The 17,476-nt window shown below is 54.0% G+C and carries 14 protein-coding genes; 4 read left to right on the forward strand and 10 right to left on the reverse strand.

Going from position 1 to position 17,476, the window contains the following annotated elements; translation table 11 throughout:
• Positions 1–21 precede the first annotated feature (21 nt).
• Positions 22–219 (reverse strand): hypothetical protein, encoded by a 198-nt coding sequence (locus tag J9260_RS15500; protein ID WP_210218617.1) that lies wholly within the window; start codon positions 217–219, stop codon positions 22–24.
• Positions 220–380: 161 nt separating this feature from the next.
• Here J9260_RS15500 and J9260_RS15505 point away from each other — a divergent pair, with 161 nt between their 5' ends.
• The gene (locus tag J9260_RS15505; protein ID WP_210218618.1) at positions 381–3,317 is read left to right on the forward strand and encodes a TIR domain-containing protein; all 2,937 of its coding nucleotides are present in this window, start codon (positions 381–383) and stop codon (positions 3,315–3,317) included.
• A gap of 3 nt (positions 3,318–3,320) precedes the next feature.
• On the opposite strand, the gene J9260_RS15510 is transcribed toward J9260_RS15505, so the two are convergent.
• From J9260_RS15510 to J9260_RS15540, 7 genes are read right to left on the reverse strand one after another with little or no spacing between them, the layout of a single operon-like run.
• Positions 3,321–5,042, reverse strand: a complete 1,722-nt coding sequence (locus tag J9260_RS15510; protein ID WP_210218619.1) for a nickel-dependent hydrogenase large subunit — start codon at positions 5,040–5,042, stop codon at positions 3,321–3,323.
• A gap of 10 nt (positions 5,043–5,052) precedes the next feature.
• Positions 5,053–5,493: a hypothetical protein gene (locus tag J9260_RS15515; RefSeq protein WP_210218620.1), complete on the reverse strand. Its 441-nt coding sequence runs from the start codon at positions 5,491–5,493 to the stop codon at positions 5,053–5,055.
• A complete protein-coding gene (locus J9260_RS15520) occupies positions 5,490–6,767 on the reverse strand; it encodes a (Fe-S)-binding protein (RefSeq protein WP_210218621.1) in 1,278 nt (425 codons plus the stop codon). The genes J9260_RS15515 and J9260_RS15520 overlap by 4 nt, the downstream gene beginning before the upstream one ends.
• The gene (locus J9260_RS15525) at positions 6,764–7,423 is read right to left on the reverse strand and encodes a hypothetical protein (protein ID WP_210218622.1); all 660 of its coding nucleotides are present in this window, start codon (positions 7,421–7,423) and stop codon (positions 6,764–6,766) included. Before J9260_RS15525 ends, J9260_RS15520 begins: the two co-directional genes overlap by 4 nt.
• The gene (locus J9260_RS15530; protein ID WP_210218623.1) at positions 7,420–8,532 is read right to left on the reverse strand and encodes a hydrogenase small subunit; all 1,113 of its coding nucleotides are present in this window, start codon (positions 8,530–8,532) and stop codon (positions 7,420–7,422) included. The genes J9260_RS15525 and J9260_RS15530 overlap by 4 nt, the downstream gene beginning before the upstream one ends.
• Complete coding sequence (locus tag J9260_RS15535) at positions 8,513–8,938, reverse strand: hydrogenase expression/formation C-terminal domain-containing protein (protein WP_210218624.1); 426 nt, start codon at positions 8,936–8,938, stop codon at positions 8,513–8,515. The genes J9260_RS15530 and J9260_RS15535 overlap by 20 nt, the downstream gene beginning before the upstream one ends.
• Positions 8,935–9,447 (reverse strand): HyaD/HybD family hydrogenase maturation endopeptidase, encoded by a 513-nt coding sequence (locus J9260_RS15540; RefSeq protein WP_210218625.1) that lies wholly within the window; start codon positions 9,445–9,447, stop codon positions 8,935–8,937. The genes J9260_RS15535 and J9260_RS15540 overlap by 4 nt, the downstream gene beginning before the upstream one ends.
• Before the next feature lie 155 nt (positions 9,448–9,602).
• Between J9260_RS15540 and J9260_RS15545 the strand changes: the two genes are divergently transcribed.
• From J9260_RS15545 to J9260_RS15555, 3 genes are all read left to right on the forward strand, one after another.
• On the forward strand, positions 9,603–11,423 hold the full coding sequence (locus J9260_RS15545; protein ID WP_210218626.1) for an ATP-binding protein: 1,821 nt from the start codon (positions 9,603–9,605) through the stop codon (positions 11,421–11,423).
• A 2-nt stretch (positions 11,424–11,425) separates the two neighbouring features.
• Positions 11,426–12,781, forward strand: a complete 1,356-nt coding sequence (locus J9260_RS15550; protein ID WP_210218627.1) for a sigma-54-dependent transcriptional regulator — start codon at positions 11,426–11,428, stop codon at positions 12,779–12,781.
• Between the two features lie 110 nt (positions 12,782–12,891).
• Entirely contained in the window at positions 12,892–14,640 is a 1,749-nt protein-coding gene (locus J9260_RS15555; protein WP_210218628.1) for a SulP family inorganic anion transporter, read from the forward strand.
• Here J9260_RS15555 and J9260_RS15560 read toward each other — a convergent pair.
• Entirely contained in the window at positions 14,637–16,001 is a 1,365-nt protein-coding gene (locus tag J9260_RS15560; protein ID WP_210218629.1) for a sigma-54-dependent transcriptional regulator, read from the reverse strand. The two genes, J9260_RS15555 and J9260_RS15560, sit on opposite strands and share 4 nt — an antisense overlap.
• Positions 15,998–17,464, reverse strand: coding sequence for a sensor histidine kinase (locus J9260_RS15565; RefSeq protein WP_210218630.1), 1,467 nt, complete (start codon positions 17,462–17,464; stop codon positions 15,998–16,000). Before J9260_RS15565 ends, J9260_RS15560 begins: the two co-directional genes overlap by 4 nt.
• Positions 17,465–17,476 lie beyond the last annotated feature (12 nt).

The following is a 17,476-nucleotide window of genomic DNA, read 5'->3' on the forward strand; positions in this document are numbered from 1 at the left end:
GCGTTGGAATCAAGGAAAAGCTTAGCGGGCATTGGCATCCTCACGGTCAAAGCGATAACCACGGGTTTTCAACTTAATCGCCAAGAAATTACGTTTGCCTTTAGCGGAGCGTTGAGCCTCTTCACGCATCATCTGCATGAATTTTTCCTCGCTCACCTCGGCAAGTTCATCTGGTGACAGATCTGCCAAACGCTGTTGTAGGTCGTTCAGTGTGGTCATGCTTCGCGCCTCCCGTATCATGTGCTTAGAGTCTTGAATGTTGAATCATTATTGTCAATATCGCCACCTTGAAGCGGTGATTAACTGTTCATAAAGCCGGACAAAATGGCGGATAAACGTTATGATTCATGGCGTAAACCCTTATCGCCACAAGGTTATCCATGACTGCCAAACGCTTCCAAGTTGCCCTGTCCTTTCCCGGTGAATACCGTGATTATGTGTCACAAGTAGCGGCGATATTGGGGCAAAAGCTGGGGCAAGATACGGTGTTCTACGACCAATGGTACACAGCGGAATTAGCCCGTCCGAATATGGATACCCACTTGCAAGCCATTTACCATGACCATGCAGAACTGATTGTGCCATTTTTGTGTGCGGATTATGAGCGCAAACAATGGTGTGGGTTGGAATGGCGGGCAATCCGTGATTTGCTGAAAAAACGTCAAGATAATGACATCATGCCGCTACGGTTTGATGATACTGACATTCCCGGTCTGTTCAGCATTGATGGCTACATTGACTTACGCAGGCATACGCCGGAACAAATTGCCGGATTCGTTCTTCAGCGGGTAAAACCCCGGCAGCAAACTAGTACGGTAACGACCATCCACTCCGACCGCCTCCCCACCGTCAAGGGCGGCTTTTTCGGGCGCACAGCCGAACTGCAATTGCTGAACAACGCATGGTCTGGCGCAACACCCACCACCACCGTAGAGACGCAAAATCTTGCGTCTCTACCAACACCACCCACGCCCCCCACGACATCCACCACCACCCGCATCATCCAGTTCATCGCCCCCGGCGGCACAGGCAAAACCAAATTGCTACGCCACTGGCTTGACCACACCGCCGACATCCCGGTGCTAATCGCGTGGTCGTTCTATTCGCAAGGCTCATCTGAGGATAAGCAGACTTCCGCAACGCCGTTTTTCAGCCATGCGCTTGCCAAGCTGGGTTCGACCCGCGAGCGGTTTGCGTCGGAGGAGGACAAGGGCGACCACCTCGCCGAGTTGTTGCACGGCAAACGCTACGTGCTGGTGCTGGATGGGCTGGAGCCGCTGCAACACGGCGGCGCGGCAATGCGCGGCGAACTCAAGGACAAAGCCATCCGCCAGTTGTTGCGCCAGCTTGCCCGCCATCCGTGTGGTTTGTGCATTATCACCACGCGGATTACGCTGCATGAACTCAGTGATCGGGACGCGCCCACTGTCATCCGCCACGATTTGCAAAACCTGACAGCGGTGGATGGCATCCAGTTGCTGCAATCGCTGGGGGTGACGGGCAGTGCGGCGGAACTGGGCAAGGCAGTGGGTGAATACGGCGGTCACGCGCTGGCGTTGAGTTTGCTGGGAAATGCGGTACGGCGGTATCTGGGGGGCGGCATCCTCAGGCGTGACACCATCCGCGAATTGAATGACGGTAGCGGGCAGCTAGAACATCATGCCTTCAAGGTGATGCGGGCGTATGAAACCTGGCTGGCGGGTACGGCGGAATTGAAAGTGTTGTACTTGTTGGGATTGTTCGACCACCCGATTGACCAGCCTGTCCTTGACGTATTGCTGCAAGCACGCATCCCCGGCTTGACCGCAGCTCCCCAGCCCAAGCGCGGTTGGCTCAGCAAATGGTTTGGCAAATCCCAACCTGCCGCACTTAGCCAACAAGAACAGCGGGAATGGAATCAGGCAGTACTGGCTTTGCGCGAAGAACACCACCTGTTGTCGCAACATGACAGCGGCGGCGACCTCGACTGCCACCCGCTGATCCGCGAATACTTCGGCGGGCAACTGCAAACCCAGCAGCCGCAAGCATGGCAGCAGGCGCATGAACGGCTGTACGAATACTACAAAGCCCTGCCCAAGAACCCATTACCCGATACGCTGGAAGAAATGCAGCCGCTGTTCAGTGCGGTGGCGCATGGGTGTGCAGCGGGGTTGCATCAGCAGGCGTTGCTTGAGGTTTACTGGTCTCGTATCAATCGTGAGAGTGAGTCATTCCTTGAAAAGAAACTCGGTGCTTTCAGCGATAACCTCGCTACCATAGCGCATTTCTTCACGACCCCGTGGCATACCCCCGCAGCGGGTTTGACGGAAGAGGTGAAACCGTTCGTGCTGAACTGGGCAGGTTTCCACTTACGCGCCTTGGGGCGGTTACATGAGGCACTAGAACCTTTACTGGTAAGTTTGAATGATTATGTCCAACAGGCAGATTGGCGACGTGCGTCAATGGCTGCCAGCAACCTCAGCGAACTGCAACTCACTCTCGGCGATGTGGCGCAAGCAGTGGAAAGCGGCGCACGCAGCAGCCGCTACGCCGACCAGTCCGGGGATATGTTCTGGCGCATAGGCGGCCGCACCACTCACGCCGATGCTCTGCATCAGGCAGGGGACACCGCCGCCGCCCTTGCCCTGTTCCGGGAAGCGGAGCAACTCCAGCAGGAAAGCCAGCCTTCGTCCCCACGCCTGTATTCGCTGCGAGGATTCCAATACTGCGACCTGCTACTGACGCAGGGCAGCACGGCGGAGGTGCTGGAGCGGGCGGAACAGACGCTGGAATGGGTAACTCGTGCAGGGCAGGATGTGCTGAGTGCAGCACTGGATCAACTCACCCTCGGACGCGCCCATCTGCAACAACTCTTGCTCCCCTCTACCTCTGGGGCGAAGCGCCGCGCTCAAGCGGCAGGGGTGCGGGCTGGGGGTGAGGGTCTTCACTGGCTAGATCAGGCTGTCGCTGGTTTGCGTGCAGCAGGAACATTGCATCGTTTGCCGTGGGGTCTACTCGCCCGCGCTGCACTGCACCGCCACACCCACGACTTCGCCCGCGCCCGGCAGGACTTGCAGGAAGTGTTCGACATCGCCGACGGCAGCGGGATGCGGCTGCATTTGACGGATTATCATTTGGAGATGGCGCGGTTGTTGGTAGCGGAAGAGAAAGAGGGCGTATGCAATACGCCCCTACAGGGAACGGCAGACGTAGGGGCGTATTGCATACGCCCTCTTCAATACCACATCGCGGAAGCCGAACGTTTGATCGCGGCAACCGGCTACCACCGCCGCGACAAGGAGCTGCTAGAATTGCAGCAAATCCTCGCCGCGCAGTGACACTTACCGTATCTGCACGTTCACCAGCTCTTCCCCATCCGGGTCAGTCACATGCACCGCGCAGGCAATGCACGGGTCAAAACTGTGGATGGTGCGCAAAATCTCCACCGGCTGCTTCGGATCATGCAACACATGCCCTTGCAACGACGCTTCATACGCCCCCGCCTGATTCTGCACATCACGCGGCCCCGCATTCCAAGTACTCGGAACGACAGCCTGATAATTAGCAATCTTCTGATCCTTAATCACAATCCAATGCGCCAGCGCACCACGCGGGGCTTCCATGTAGCCCACGCCTTGCGCTTTGGAAGGCCAGCTTGACGGTTCCCACAAGGTTTCGTTGAAGGTTTTGGTGTCGCCCGCCTTGATATTGGCAATCAAATGGTCGAACCACGTTTGCATCTTGTCGGCAATGATCTTGGTTTCCAGCGTGCGGGCAGCGGTGCGCCCCAAGGTGGAATACAGCGCGTCCACCGGCACATCCAGATACTTCAGGGTGTAATCGACCAGCGATTTGGTGTGTTCGTGCCCGGTGGCATACAACATCAACACCCGCGCCAATGGCCCCACTTCGACCGCCTGCCCTTTCCAACGCGGTGATTTCATCCACGAATACGACTGATCAACTTCCAGTTGCTTATATGGCGGTTTCGGCCCGGTGTAATTCAGCTCCGTTTCGCCCGCGTAAGGGTGCAAACCTTTGTCCTTGCCTTCGCTGTAGTCGTACCACGAGTGCGCCACGAATTCCTGAATCTGGTCTTCGGCATTCAAATCCACCGGATGGATTTTCGACAAATCGCGGTTGAGAATCACGCCGGAAGGAATCAGGAACGACGCGGGGTCATCCATGCCTTTTTCCGGGAAATCGCCGTAGGTCATGAAATTGCCCAAGCCTTCGCCCTGCTTGAACCAATCCTTGTAGAAACTGGCAATCGCCAACGTATCCGGCACGTAGACCTGATCGACGAATACCTGCATTTTCTTAATGATGTCCTGCACTTGCGACAGGCGTTTCATATTGAGCGCGGAATCGGAATTCAGGTCAATTGGGCAAGGCACACCGCCGACAAGGAAGTTGGGGTGCGGATTTTTACCACCGAAAATGGTGTGCAGTTTCACCACATCGCGTTGCCATGCAAGAGCTTCAAGGTAATGCGACACTGCCATCAAATTGGCTTCAGGTGGCAGTTTGTAAGCCGGATGTCCCCAATATGCCTTGGCGAAAATACCCAACTGCCCCGCTTCGACAAACTTTTTCAGCTTGGCTTGCTGGTCGGCAAAATAACCGGCGGAGGAATTCGGCCAGCTTGGGGAAATCTTTTGCGCTAACTCAGACGTGGCTTTGGGATCGGCTTTGAGCGCGGATACCACATCCACCCAGTCGAGCGCGTGCAAATGGTAGAAGTGCATTACGTGGTCATGCACGTATTGCGCCGCGATCATCAAGTTGCGGATCAGTTGCGCATTGGGTGGAATGCTGTAATTCAGCGCGTTTTCCACCGAGCGCACCGAGGCAATGCCATGCACCAGCGTACACACGCCGCAAATGCGTTGCGCATACGCCCACGCATCACGCGGGTCGCGCCCACGCAGGATAATTTCAATACCGCGCACCATAGTCCCGGCGGAATACGCCTGTTCGATGGTGTTACCGTTCATTTGCGCTTCAATGCGTAAGTGACCTTCGATGCGGGTGATAGGGTCGACAACGACACGTTCAGTCATTTTAGTATCCTCAAATGTCGTTCAGAAATTGCTCAAGGAGGCGATACTGTGCTTCGCTTTCCTCGTGCATGGATTCGTCGGAGGCATCAATGTGCCCACAAGTGCGTGCCATCCGCGCATTGACTGCGGCTTCCCACGCGGGCGCTTTGGCCTGCTTGTCGGGGGCAACCAAGGCAGTGGCGGCACGGGCAACGAAATAACCTGCTTGCGCTTGCCAATCGCTGTCCGAACCGCACCGGGTATGGCTGTCGAGCGCGGCAGCTTTGGCCTGCTTGAATGCCACGGCGAGTTCATCGGCAGTGGTATCTTCGTTGGCAGCGGCATCCACCACTTTGGTTACGGCGGAATTGAGTGCCAGTACGTTGCGCACAAAAGCTGCACCAACGCGGCGTTGTTGCGCCAATCCCAACTTATCGAGTGCCTGTTTGAAATCGGTATCTTGGGTGATCATGCTGCACCTCCCTTACGTTCGACCAAGTGTTCGGCAATCATTTCGGTCAAGCCCAACACGGGGATGTCCATCTGGTTGACTTCCATACCTTCTTCCAACTGAATGCGGCAGTTGGCGCACGCCGTCACCAGCGTATCCACATGCAGTTCGTCCAGTTGCTTTTTCTTGCGTTGGAAGGCTTTCATTTTCACTTCTTCAGCGTCTTCGTTGGCACTCACGCCACCGCCTGCACCGCAACACCAGTTGAGCGTGCCGTGATCCGCCATTTCCACGAAGTTTTTCGCCACCATATTCAGCAGATTGCGCGGCTGTTCGACCACGCCACCACGACGTACCAATTGGCAGGGGTCGTGGAAGGTGAGTTTAGATTCCTCGAAGCCTTCGGTTTGCAGCAAGCCTTCAGCACGTAATTCGTCCAGCACTTCAACGATGTGTTTGGCAGCAAAGGTGTAAGGGCGACCAATCAGATTCGGCCCTTCCCAACGCAATGCGGTGTAAGCGTGCCCGCATTCGGGGCTGATCACGGTTTTGACTTTGAGCTTTTCGGCAGCAGCCACGACACGGCTGACCAGTTCCCGCGCAATGTCGGACGAGCCGATTTGGATGCCGGAATTGGTAGCTTCAAAGCATTCACTGCTCAACGTCCAAGTTTTGCCTGCATTGGTGAGGATTTTGGCAACTGCCCCCAAGTATTCGGGGTAGTTCATGATTTCCATCGAGGACAGCATTAGCAGGTATTCCGCGCCTTCTTGGTCAAACGGCACGGTCAACCCACTGGATTTTTCCAGATGGCGGACTTGCGCTTGCAAGGCGGGGAGCTTGACCCCCATTGGGCTACCGATTTGTACCGCACGGGTGGATGCACCAATCAAGCCTTCGGGCGCGTGACCCGATGCCACCATGCCTTCGCGCATCCGGCGAATCATGTAGGTAATGTCATTGCCGACCGGACAAATCAGGGTGCAACGTCCGCACAAGGAACAGTTGTTGTAAACCAGCTCCTGCCATTCGGCGAGTTCCGCATCGGTGACAGGTTTGCTCAATCCCAGTTTGGCTTTGAGCTTGCCGATCAGGGTGTATTCCTGTTCCCACACGCGCCGCAACGGTTCGAGTTTGTAAATCGGCGTATGGCGTGGGTCAGGGTTTTCGGTGTAGAACAGACAAGCATCGGCACACATCCCGCACGATACGCAGGAGCTGAAGAAACTTGCCATCGGTGCATCAATTTGCGCTTTGAAAGCGTTAATGCCGCGTTCGAGTGTCAACGTACTCATGATTTCACCCCCCGCAAACCCATCGAAGCCCCGTTATACCAACGCGACAGGAACACCGTGAAAGTATGCATCAGCTTGGTGAACGGAAACACGATCAGCAAAATTTCCACGCTCAAAATATGCAGCCCCAACATCATCTGCGGCGACAGCAATAAATGGTGGTAAGCCATGTAGCCGGTCAGCAACGGCACAAACGTCACCGCCCACGCCACATAATCGCCGGGGCTAGACAGGAAACGTTTCACCGGATGTTGCAAGCGATGAATCAACACCACCACCAACGCAATCATGGTGACAACCGCAAACGCATCCACCACGGGTGTGGACAAGTTAGGCCAGCCGAAGCCAATCACGCTTTTGAACACTTCCACATGCGCTGCCAGCAAAAAGATCACCACGAACAAGCCGATGTGGAACACATAACCCGCCACAATGGTAATCATCGAACGCTGGAAAGTTGCCTTATCCGTCCCGAAACGGCGGAAAATTTCACGCAACCCGCCTTGCATCGGATCACCTTTCGGTACGGCGTAATTCACTTTCCTGCCCAACGACAGGATTTCAAACAGGCGCAGCACCAAACCCGCCACAAAGATAAACAGGGCAATGCTGAAAGCAGGGCCTTTGACCCATAGCAGGAAATCAACTTCGTTCATGATCCTGACTCCTGATTCAATTCTTCGACAGTCACGGCTTTGTGTAAACTTGCCGCCTCCGCTTTGGATTTCTTGTTCATCGCACCGATGGCAACCCCGGCAGCAATACCGGCGGCAGCGGCATACACCACGTTCTGCCCTGATGCTCCCATCGGAATGGACAATGCTTTATAAAAGCCGCCGAAATCCCAGAAGTTGGGTTCGGAACAACCGATACAGCCATGCCCAGACTCAATTGGGAAGCTCGTTCCGTCATTCCATTTGGTGGTGGCGCAAGCGTTGTAAGTTACAGGGCCCTTGCAACCGAGTTTGTACAAACACCAGCCCGCTTTTGCACCTTCATCATCAAAGGTTTCGGCAAACAAGCCGCGCTCGTAAAACGGACGGCGATAGCAACGGTCGTGGATGCTTTGCCCGTAAAAGGCTTTTGGACGCCCCAAGCTATCCAGTTCAGGCAACCCGAAGGTTAGAAAATGGGCAATCACGCCGGTAATCACCACCGGAATCGGCGGACAACCGGGAACATTAATGATTGGCTTGTCTTTGATAATGTCGGAAACAGAGACTGCCCCTGTCGGATTCGGATCAGCTTTTGGCAAACCACCGTAGGCAGCGCATGTGCCGACCGCAATAATCGCCGCAGCCCCCGCCGCAGCCTCTTTCAACATATCCAGATTGCTGATGCCCGCGATGGTGGAATAACCGGGGTTATCCAGCGGAATCGAGCCATCCACCACCAACACGTATTTGCCGTAATGTTCTTTCATCGCCTCTTCACGCGCGTGTTCGGCAGCGTCGCCCGAAGCAGCTTGCAAGGTGTGATGGTAATCCAGCGAAATCGCATCAAAGATCAGCCCTTCGAGACTGGGGCTGTGCGAGCGGGTTAGGGATTCGGTGCAACCTGTGCATTCCTGAAAGGACAGCCAGATCACCGAAGGGCGTTTTGCCTGTTCAAGGGCAGCGGCGATTTTCGGAATCATCGCCGGAGCCAAGGCCATACTGGAAGCCAGCAAGCCGCAGAACTTCAGGAAACCCCGCCGCGAAATACCCTGCGAGCGCAGGTGTTCGCCTAGGGTTTGATCATAAGGACTAGGTGTTTGCATCCTCATTATTGTCTTCCTCCATCGCCAGAATTGTGGTCATTGCCGCCAAGCCTTCCTTAATGTCGTCGCATTGGGAACGCAGGATTTCCGGCACATGCCCTATTTCGATGAAATAACCGATACGTTTGTCGTTGCCGTCAAAGTGTTCAATACGCCAGATGCCCGCGTAACCGCTTTCGCGCAACCGGGTTTTGCCCAGCACATTGAGAGTAAGGTCGATCTCGCCTTCACCCAGAAATTCATCCAGAGCCGCGTATTCCTGTGGGGAGAACGGCAAGCTGTGCAAGTCGATCATGCCGTGCGTGCCGTGTACGATTAAGTCGCTGAGAGCTTGGCGGATTTCGTGCATGACGGGGCGCAAATTGCCAGTAGCAACGGTTTCAGTGTGAACAGGAATAGCGTTTAAACTCATGAAACTATCTCCAACTTAGGTGCGTGATGGGGGATGCAGGGTGGATGCGCTGCAAACTCCCACTTTTGTAAGATATTAGCAGCCAGACGACCTGCCAACGGGATATTGTGTTTGACCGCACGGGTCAATTGTTCACCCCAGCCGAAGGTTTGGTACTGAATACCGACGAGGGCACGATGCCGGGGCAGATGCCCGGTCAAACGCGCAATGTCCATCAAATCCAGCAAACCGACTTCGTGCGCACTGCGTTTGGCTGTGCCGAGAAAATGATCCATCGCCTCATTTTCGTAGCAACACAACGTGCCGGGTGTGGCGTGTAACTCAACCGCATCCAACACCAATAAGTGATCATGCTCTTCAATATCGCTGGCAAGGGTGAAACTCAGGGTTCCACCATCCAAATACGTCACATCAGGAAAGGCAGGAAAGAACTTCTGCATAAAGTTTAGCAGATGAATACCGATGCCTTCGTCCTGCAACAGACTATTACCAATACCTAATACCAACATAATGATTCACTTATCGTTTGATTTTCACTGTGAGTATTGTGGCGATTTTCTGAGAACCTCGCTTGACATTGATCAATATGAATCCCTCTACCGGCAACAAGTTAGGTAAATCTTGATTTTAATTAGGAAAGCGCGGATTGCTGAAGCGGCGTGGTATGCTTACCCCCATCCATACGTTATACCAACGAAGCGAGGTATCACTTCTGCGCTTGCTATTTTCACCAACGCGATTAACACATTACCGGCTTGGCAAAGCACTGGTTGCGGGCTTGTTGGGGTTATTTAGCATCATTACGCTGCTGACGGTTTACCACACAGTGCGGAAAAATGCGGCGGAAAGTTTAGAGCGTGATGCCTACAATGCCCTGACACAATTACACAGCCAATTGTTGGGCGCACTGGAAAGTCATGCTTACCTGCCCGCGCTGTTAGCCAGCGGACACGAAGTCCACGATTTTTTGGAACGCGCCCCCGCCACACAATCGGTTGAGGCGTTAAACCGCTATTTGGAACAAGCCAATCGCATTGCGGAAACTGCCGATATTTACCTGATGCAGGCTGATGGTTTAACCATTGCCGCGAGTAACTGGCGTTCACCCGCTACCTTTATTGGCAGAAATTTCGCCTTCCGCCCGTATTTTCAGGAAGCAATGCAGGGCAAAATCAGCCGCTATTACGCCTTGGGAACCACCTCTGGGGAGCGCGGCTACTATTTTTCCGCCCCCGTCAAAGCAACCGATGGCACGGTTAGTGGCGTGGTCGTGGTTAAAATCGCAGTTGATCCGTTAGAAAATCTCGCGAAACAACGCGGCATGAGTTTCATAGTGACCGACCCGGATGACGTGGTGTTTATGTCCGACCGCAGTGCATGGCATTACCGCGCGGTGCAACCGTTAACCAGCGCGAAACTCACCGCATTGCGCGAAAGCCGCCGCTACGGGGATCGGCAAATTACCCCGCTCACCGAATTGAACCTGCAACCGGGTAAAAACGGGCAACACGCCAACGACCTTACCCGCAATTATCTGGTGCTTTACCAAGACATGCGCGAAACCGCTGGGTGGCAATTGTATCTGCTGGCTGATTGGGGGCGCGTTACCCGCACCGTGAGTGTCGCAGTCATTTTAGCCGGAGTGATGTTGCTATTAAGCATCCTGCTCATTTATTTACTGTGGAAAAACCAACGCCAACGCCGCGATTACGAGCAACGCACCCGCGAAGAATTAGCCGCCAAAGTCGAAGAGCGCACCCGCGAATTGCGCCATACCCAAGAAGAATTGGTGCAAGCCGCCAAGATGGCTGCACTGGGGCAACTTTCCGCCGGGATTAATCACGAACTCAATAACCCGCTCACCGCGATCCGGGCTTACGCGGATAATGCGGTGCAATTCTTGGACATCGGCAAACACGCGATTGCCCGTGAAAACTTGTGTGAAATCGTTGGCCTTACCGAACGCATGGCAACCATTACCCGCCAGCTCAAAACCTTTTCGCGCAAAAGCAGCGGGCAAATGGAAACCTGCGACTTACACCGCGCCCTTGATTCCGCATTAAGCATTGTGCAGCCGAAACTTTCCCAAAGCCGGGTGCGCTTGACCCAGCAACGCACCGATGACACCCGTTACGTGCAAGCCGACTTGGTGTGGCTGGAACAAATTCTGGTTAACCTCATCAGCAATGCGGTGGAAGCGGTGCAAGAACAACTCGATCAGCAAGTATGGATTACCCTGCAAACCACTGACACGCACATTAGCGTTAGCGTGCGCGATAACGGTATGGGTATCAGCGAAGCCGCAATGCCGCACGTTTTTGAAGCCTTTTTCACCACCAAAACCATTGGAAAAGGGTTAGGATTAGGCTTGTCGATTTCCTACCGCCTCGCTAAAGACATGCACGGGCATTTAAGCGTGTGCAACTCACCCGAAGGTGGTGCGATTTTCACCTTAAGTTTGCAGCCAGCCATCGCCGGAGCGTAACCATGACACCCAGTTCCATCCTGTTGGTCGACGATGAAAAAGCCGTGCGTGATGCCACCGCGCAATCGCTGTTGCTGGCGGGGTGCGAAGTGGAAACCTTTAGCAATGCCCCTGCTGCGTTGCTGAAAGTGACCCCGGAATTTGAAGGTGTGATTATTTCAGACATCCGAATGCCGGACATGGACGGTTTGGAATTTCTGGAACGGGTATTGAAAATTGACCGCGATTTGCCGGTGATTTTAATCAGCGGACACGCCGATGTAGCCACTGCTGTTGCCGCCATTCGTCAAGGGGCTTACGACTTACTGGAAAAACCGTTTAGCAATACCCAGTTGCTGGATGTGATTAAACGCGCCACTGAAAAACGCCGCCTCACCCTTGAAAACCGCGCCCTCAAAGAAGCTCTCGAAAACCAAACCCGCCCGGGGCCACGCATTATCGGGCAAACGCCTTCGATTATGCAGCTCCGCAAAATGATTACCCGCATTGCCAATGTGAATGCCGATGTGTTGATCTGGGGGGAAACCGGCACGGGTAAGGAACTGGTGGCGCGTTCCCTGCACGAACAAAGCAAACGCCGCGATCACAATTACGTGGCTATTAATTGCGCAGCGATTCCCGCCAGTTTGCTCGACAGCGAATTATTCGGGCACGAAGCCGGAGCCTTTACCGGAGCCAAGGGCAAACGTATCGGCAAGTTTGAACACGCCAATGGCGGCACGCTGTTTTTAGATGAAATCGAAGGAATGCCGCTCTCCACCCAAGCCCCGTTATTACGGGTATTGCAGGAACGCAAGATTGAGCGACTCGGCTCCAATCACCTAATTCCGCTGGATATTCGCGTGGTTGCTGCCACCAAAGTGGATTTAAAAGACGCGGCGGAACGCGCCGAATTCCGCAAAGATTTGTATTACCGCCTCAATGTAGTGACGCTGGAAGTGCCACCGTTGCGGGCGCGACGTGAAGACATTCCGTTATTATTTCAGCATTTCGTACTGGTTGCGGCGGCGCGTTGCGAAACCGAAGTACCACCACTCAACAGCAAAGCCCTGCACGTTTTATTGGGGCACGACTGGCCGGGTAATATCCGCGAATTGCGTAATATTGCCGAACGTTACGTGTTATTGGGCGAAACCTTTCACTTTGACCTTGCCATATTAATGAATTCCGATGAGAAATTTGATGGCCTGTCACTGGCGCAACAAGTCGCGTGCTTTGAAAAAACCCTGATCGAACAAGCCCTCAACCGTCATAAAGGCAACACCCGCGAAGTCATGGATGCACTGGATTTACCGCGCAAAACCCTTACCGATAAAATGAAAAAATACGGGCTGGAGCGCGGGCAGTTTCAGGAGTAATGTAACTATTTTTGCCAAAAACGTATGCGTTTAAGGTAAGTTAATGCATTAGTAATCTCTGATGTTGTAATATACCCCGCCTTCATAGGGTAATTGGCAGGGCAGTTTGCATGACACAGTTTTTCCTCCCGTTTCTCGCATGGTTTGGGTTAATCAATCGCCACACGCTCAAAGCTGACTTTTTCGCCGGTCTGACGGGTGCTGTAGTGGTGTTACCACAAGGCGTAGCTTTTGCCGCGATTGCGGGCTTACCCCCGGAATACGGTTTATACACAGCAATGATTACCCCTATTATCGCTGGTTTGTTCGGATCATCGCTCCATCTGGTATCGGGGCCGACTACTGCCATTTCCCTAGTGGTTTTTTCCACCATCAGCCGTTACGCCGAACCCGGCACTGAACCGTTCATTCAAATGGTACTCACGCTGACACTGCTTGCGGGCATTTACCAGTTAGCGTTTGGTTTAATGCGTCTTGGAATGCTGGTCAACTTTGTATCACATACCGTGGTCATTGGCTTTACCGCAGGCGCGGCGATTTTGATTGCTACCAGCCAGATGAAATATGTCACCGGCATTCCGATTCCGAAAGGGGAATCCTTCCTGCACACTTGGATGGATGTCGGGCGCGACCTTGCTGCCACCAATTTTCATGTCCTCGCGGTTGCACTGTTTACCATGCTGTCTGCCCTGATGCTGAAACGGTATTTGCCTAAATTGCCTCACTTACTGTTTGGTATGGTCATGGGCAGCCTCGCCAGCATAGCTCTTGGTGGCACAACACACGGGCTTACCTATGTCGGTGAAATCACCGGGCAGTTACCACCATTTTCCATACCGGATTTTTCACTGGGTTCGTTAAAGCAATTGGCTTCGGGTGCATTCGCGGTAGCTTTACTGGGTTTGATTGAAGCGGTATCAATTGCACGTTCCATCGCCACGAAATCACAGCAACGCTTAGACGGTAATCAGGAGTTTGTCGGACAAGGTTTATCCAATATTGTCGGCAGTTTTTTCTCCAGCTACGCTGGTTCAGGGTCATTCACACGTTCAGGCATTAACTACAGCGCAGGTGCGCAAACCCCGTTATCCGCTGTTTTTGCCGCCGTATTACTGGCGTTAATTGTGCTATTGGTCGCACCTTTAGCGGCGTATTTACCAGTGGCGGCAATGGGCGGGGTGATTATGTTGGTGGCCTATAACCTAATCGACTTCCACCACATCAAACATATTTTACATAGCAGCAAAGCCGAAACCTCGATTTTAGCCACCACGTTTTTTGCAACCCTGTTCATGGAACTGGAATTCGCGATTTACATGGGGGTAATGCTGTCACTGATGATTTTCTTAATGCGTACCTCCATGCCTAATATCGTGGATTTAGCTCCTGATCCCAACGAACCGCGCCATAAGCTTGCAGAAGTAAATGATCATGCATTGCAGGAATGCCCGCAGTTAAAACTGGTGCGTGTTGATATGTCGATTTACTTCGGTTCACTCGATAAGGTGCAGCGTGAACTCGCGTGTATTGTGGAAAAACAACACATTAAACACGTGCTGATTCTGGGCGAAAGTATCAATTTCATCGACCTAGCCGGTGCGGAAATGCTGGTGCAGGAAGCCAAACGCTTAAAGTCCCTCGGTGGCGGGCTTTATTTACAAGGCGCGAAAAACAAGGTGTACGATTTTATGGATCGTATTGATTTTATGGATGACTTCGGCAATGGGAATATTTTCTCCAGCAAGGAGGCGGCGATTACGTCCATCACTAAACGTTTGGATCATACGATTTGCGCTACTTGCGATAAGCGCATTTTCCGCGAATGTGCGGGTTTACCGGGAGCAGCTTTAGTACGTTAATCTTCCCCTTCCACCAAACCGTATTTTTTCAACTTACGCCACAACGACACGCGGTCGATTCCCAGAATCTGCGCCGCCTTGGTGCGGTTGCCATCGCTGTGTTCCAGCACGTAGCGGATGTATTCCTCTTCGCGCTGCACCAGCGACGGCAATTCCGTCGGGGCTTCCGGCAAGGCATGAATCGCTTGCGCCGCTAATGCTGCTGGCAATTCCGCTACAGTCAATTCATTGCCCCGCGCCAACGCCACGCCGCGCTCAATCAGGTTTTCCAGCTCGCGCACATTGCCGGGGTAGTGATACCCCAACAACACCGACATAGCCGCCGGAGCAATATTTTCCACCTCGCGCCCCATGCGCAGCGCGTGTTTGCGCAAGAAAAAGAACGCCAGCAAGGGAATATCGTCGCGCCGTTCCACCAAACTCGGCAAATGCAGCCCCACCACGTCCAGCCGGAAATACAAATCCTGCCGGAAACGCCCTGCCGCCACTTCCGCGCGTAAATCGCGGTGGGTCGCGGTAATCAAGCGCACATCTACCGGTACGGCGGCTTGCGCCCCCAGCCGTTGCACTTCGCGCTCCTGCACCACGCGCAGCAATTTCACCTGCATTGCCAACGACATTTCGCCAATTTCATCCAGAAACAACGTGCCACCGTTAGCGGCTTCGATCAAACCTGCTCGTGCTTCACCCGCGCCGGTATACGCGCCTTTTTCATGCCCGAACAATTCGTTTGCCAGCAAATCTTCCTGCAATGCGCCGCAATTCACCCCGACGAATGCGCCTTGGCTGCGACGGCTGTGCTGGTGCAGGTAACGCGCCAGCAATTCCTTGCCCGTGCCGCTTTGCCCATTGATCAGCAAGGTAGTGTCGGTTGCCGCCACCTGTTGCGCCGTGTCCAGCAGGCGCAACATCGCGGGGTTTTGCGTCACCAATCCGGCATGGGTATGCAAACCGTTACTTACCTGCGCCCGCAAGCGGCGGTTTTCGCGCTTGAGCTGCACCAATTGCAGCGCGTTTGCCACAATGCTACGCACTTCATCCAAACGGAACGGTTTGGCAACGTAATGAAACGCCCCCGCTTTCATTGCTTCCACCGCCGAATCCAGCGTGCCGTGTGCGGTAATTAATATCACCGCCATGTCGGGTTCGGTTTCCAGCGCACGTTTGAGAATCGCCATGCCATCCACCCGTTCCATGCGCAAATCGGTCAGAATCAGCTCGAAGGTTTGGGTTTGCAAGGCTTCCAAACCGCCCGTGCCGCTTTCGCGGGTGGTCACTTCGTAACCGTTTTTGCGCAAGGCATACGCCAGATTGCGCACTGCAATGGGTTCGTCGTCGATGATTAAAATGCGTTCTTTCACGGGTAATGTCCTCCACATGGCAAGCGTAGCACCACCCACGTGCCTTGCCCCGGCTGGCTGGCAATGGCGATGCAACCGTCATGTTCCTGAATAATTTCCTGCACAATATACAGCCCCAGCCCCATGCCCTGACCGGGAGCGCGAGTGGTGTAAAATGGCTCAAATACCCGTGGCAATACTGCCGCCGAAATCCCCGCACCATTGTCTTCAATGCTGATTTCGATCATGGGTTGACGTTGGCGCACCTGACAACCGAGTTCCCCTACCACCGTGGCATTCGGTGGTAAGGGCGTACCCGACAAGCTGCATCCCTGTGCGCGAATATGCAGCGTCAGGTTCGTGCCGCTTTCCGCCGCATTGCGCAACAGGTTGATGAACACTTGCTGCAAACGTTGCGCATCAGCGGGCAGGGTTAAATCCAACGGCACATGGTTTTCGACCGTCGCTCCGGCTTTGCGCAAATGCCCGCGCAATAACAACAAAGTGCGTTCCAGCAAGTCGGCAAGGTTGACCGTTTCCAGATGCGGCTCTTGCCTGCGCCCGAAATCTTGCAGCGCATCGACAATGCGGCGGGCGCGTTCGGTTTCGCTGTCGATGGTGTGCGCCCATTCGCGCAAGGTATCTGGCTCGGCACTGTCGAGTTCTTCCAGCAACAATTGGCTGGATGAGGAAATATTGGAGAGCGGATTGTTGAGTTCGTGTGCCACACCGGAGACCAACACCCCCAACGCTGCGAGTTTTTCGGACTGAATCAGGCGGCGACGACGGGCTTCAAGTTCGTCCAATAAACGGTTAAAGGCTTGGCGCAAACTGACCATTTCGGTGCTGCGGGCGCGGACATCCAGCCGCTCGAAATGCCCTTCCGCAATCGGGGTTAGATCTGCCATCAGACGTTTCATCGGGGTAATCACCGAACGATCCAACAACCAGGCAATCAGCACCAGCAGCGCGGACAAAATCCCCACCCCCAACACTTGCGCCCATTTCGCATCCGCAATGGCGGTATTTAACAAGCGGCGTTCTTGCAAGGTGAGTGATTCCGCCAATTGTGAAGCCAAATGGCCTTGCGCCCGAATGCTGCTTTCCAGCGTGCTATCAGCAGGCAAACGTTGCAAATGGTTGGCTAATAACTGGCGGTAGGTGTGTAAAATCGTCTGCAATTGCGAGATTTGCATCACATTACCCACTTCTGCGAGTGTCTGTGGGGAAGTCTGCAAGGTTTGCAAGGCGGTCGCCGCAAAGGTATCCGCTGCCTGACCCGCACTCACGTCTTGGTAGAGGAACAGGTTTTTTTCCTCGCGACGCATGTCCTGTATCGCGGTTTCCAAGGTGGTGATGGTGATACCCTGCTCAACTTGACGTTCCAGAAACAGCAAATCCAGAAACGCCAAAGCTGCCACCCCGACCACCAAGACAGCAAGGGAGGAGAACGCGAAAGTAATTTTACGGTGAATACTGATCATGGCACTATTTCA

It is taken from the genome of Thiothrix unzii, from assembly GCF_017901175.1.
Lineage (GTDB): Bacteria > Pseudomonadota > Gammaproteobacteria > Thiotrichales > Thiotrichaceae > Thiothrix > Thiothrix unzii.

What these genes read in the sequence shown, in the direction of transcription:
- J9260_RS15500 (WP_210218617.1), bottom strand. Translation starts at nt 219, where the DNA reads ATGACCACACTGAACGACCTACAACAGCGTTTGGCAGATCTGTCACCA.
- J9260_RS15505 (WP_210218618.1), top strand. Translation starts at nt 381, where the DNA reads ATGACTGCCAAACGCTTCCAAGTTGCCCTGTCCTTTCCCGGTGAATAC.
- J9260_RS15510 (WP_210218619.1), bottom strand. Translation starts at nt 5,042, where the DNA reads ATGACTGAACGTGTCGTTGTCGACCCTATCACCCGCATCGAAGGTCAC.
- J9260_RS15515 (WP_210218620.1), bottom strand. Translation starts at nt 5,493, where the DNA reads ATGATCACCCAAGATACCGATTTCAAACAGGCACTCGATAAGTTGGGA.
- J9260_RS15520 (WP_210218621.1), bottom strand. Translation starts at nt 6,767, where the DNA reads ATGAGTACGTTGACACTCGAACGCGGCATTAACGCTTTCAAAGCGCAA.
- J9260_RS15525 (WP_210218622.1), bottom strand. Translation starts at nt 7,423, where the DNA reads ATGAACGAAGTTGATTTCCTGCTATGGGTCAAAGGCCCTGCTTTCAGC.
- J9260_RS15530 (WP_210218623.1), bottom strand. Translation starts at nt 8,532, where the DNA reads ATGAGGATGCAAACACCTAGTCCTTATGATCAAACCCTAGGCGAACAC.
- J9260_RS15535 (WP_210218624.1), bottom strand. Translation starts at nt 8,938, where the DNA reads ATGAGTTTAAACGCTATTCCTGTTCACACTGAAACCGTTGCTACTGGC.
- J9260_RS15540 (WP_210218625.1), bottom strand. Translation starts at nt 9,447, where the DNA reads ATGTTGGTATTAGGTATTGGTAATAGTCTGTTGCAGGACGAAGGCATC.
- J9260_RS15545 (WP_210218626.1), top strand. Translation starts at nt 9,603, where the DNA reads ATGCTTACCCCCATCCATACGTTATACCAACGAAGCGAGGTATCACTT.
- J9260_RS15550 (WP_210218627.1), top strand. Translation starts at nt 11,426, where the DNA reads ATGACACCCAGTTCCATCCTGTTGGTCGACGATGAAAAAGCCGTGCGT.
- J9260_RS15555 (WP_210218628.1), top strand. Translation starts at nt 12,892, where the DNA reads ATGACACAGTTTTTCCTCCCGTTTCTCGCATGGTTTGGGTTAATCAAT.
- J9260_RS15565 (WP_210218630.1), bottom strand. Translation starts at nt 17,464, where the DNA reads ATGATCAGTATTCACCGTAAAATTACTTTCGCGTTCTCCTCCCTTGCT.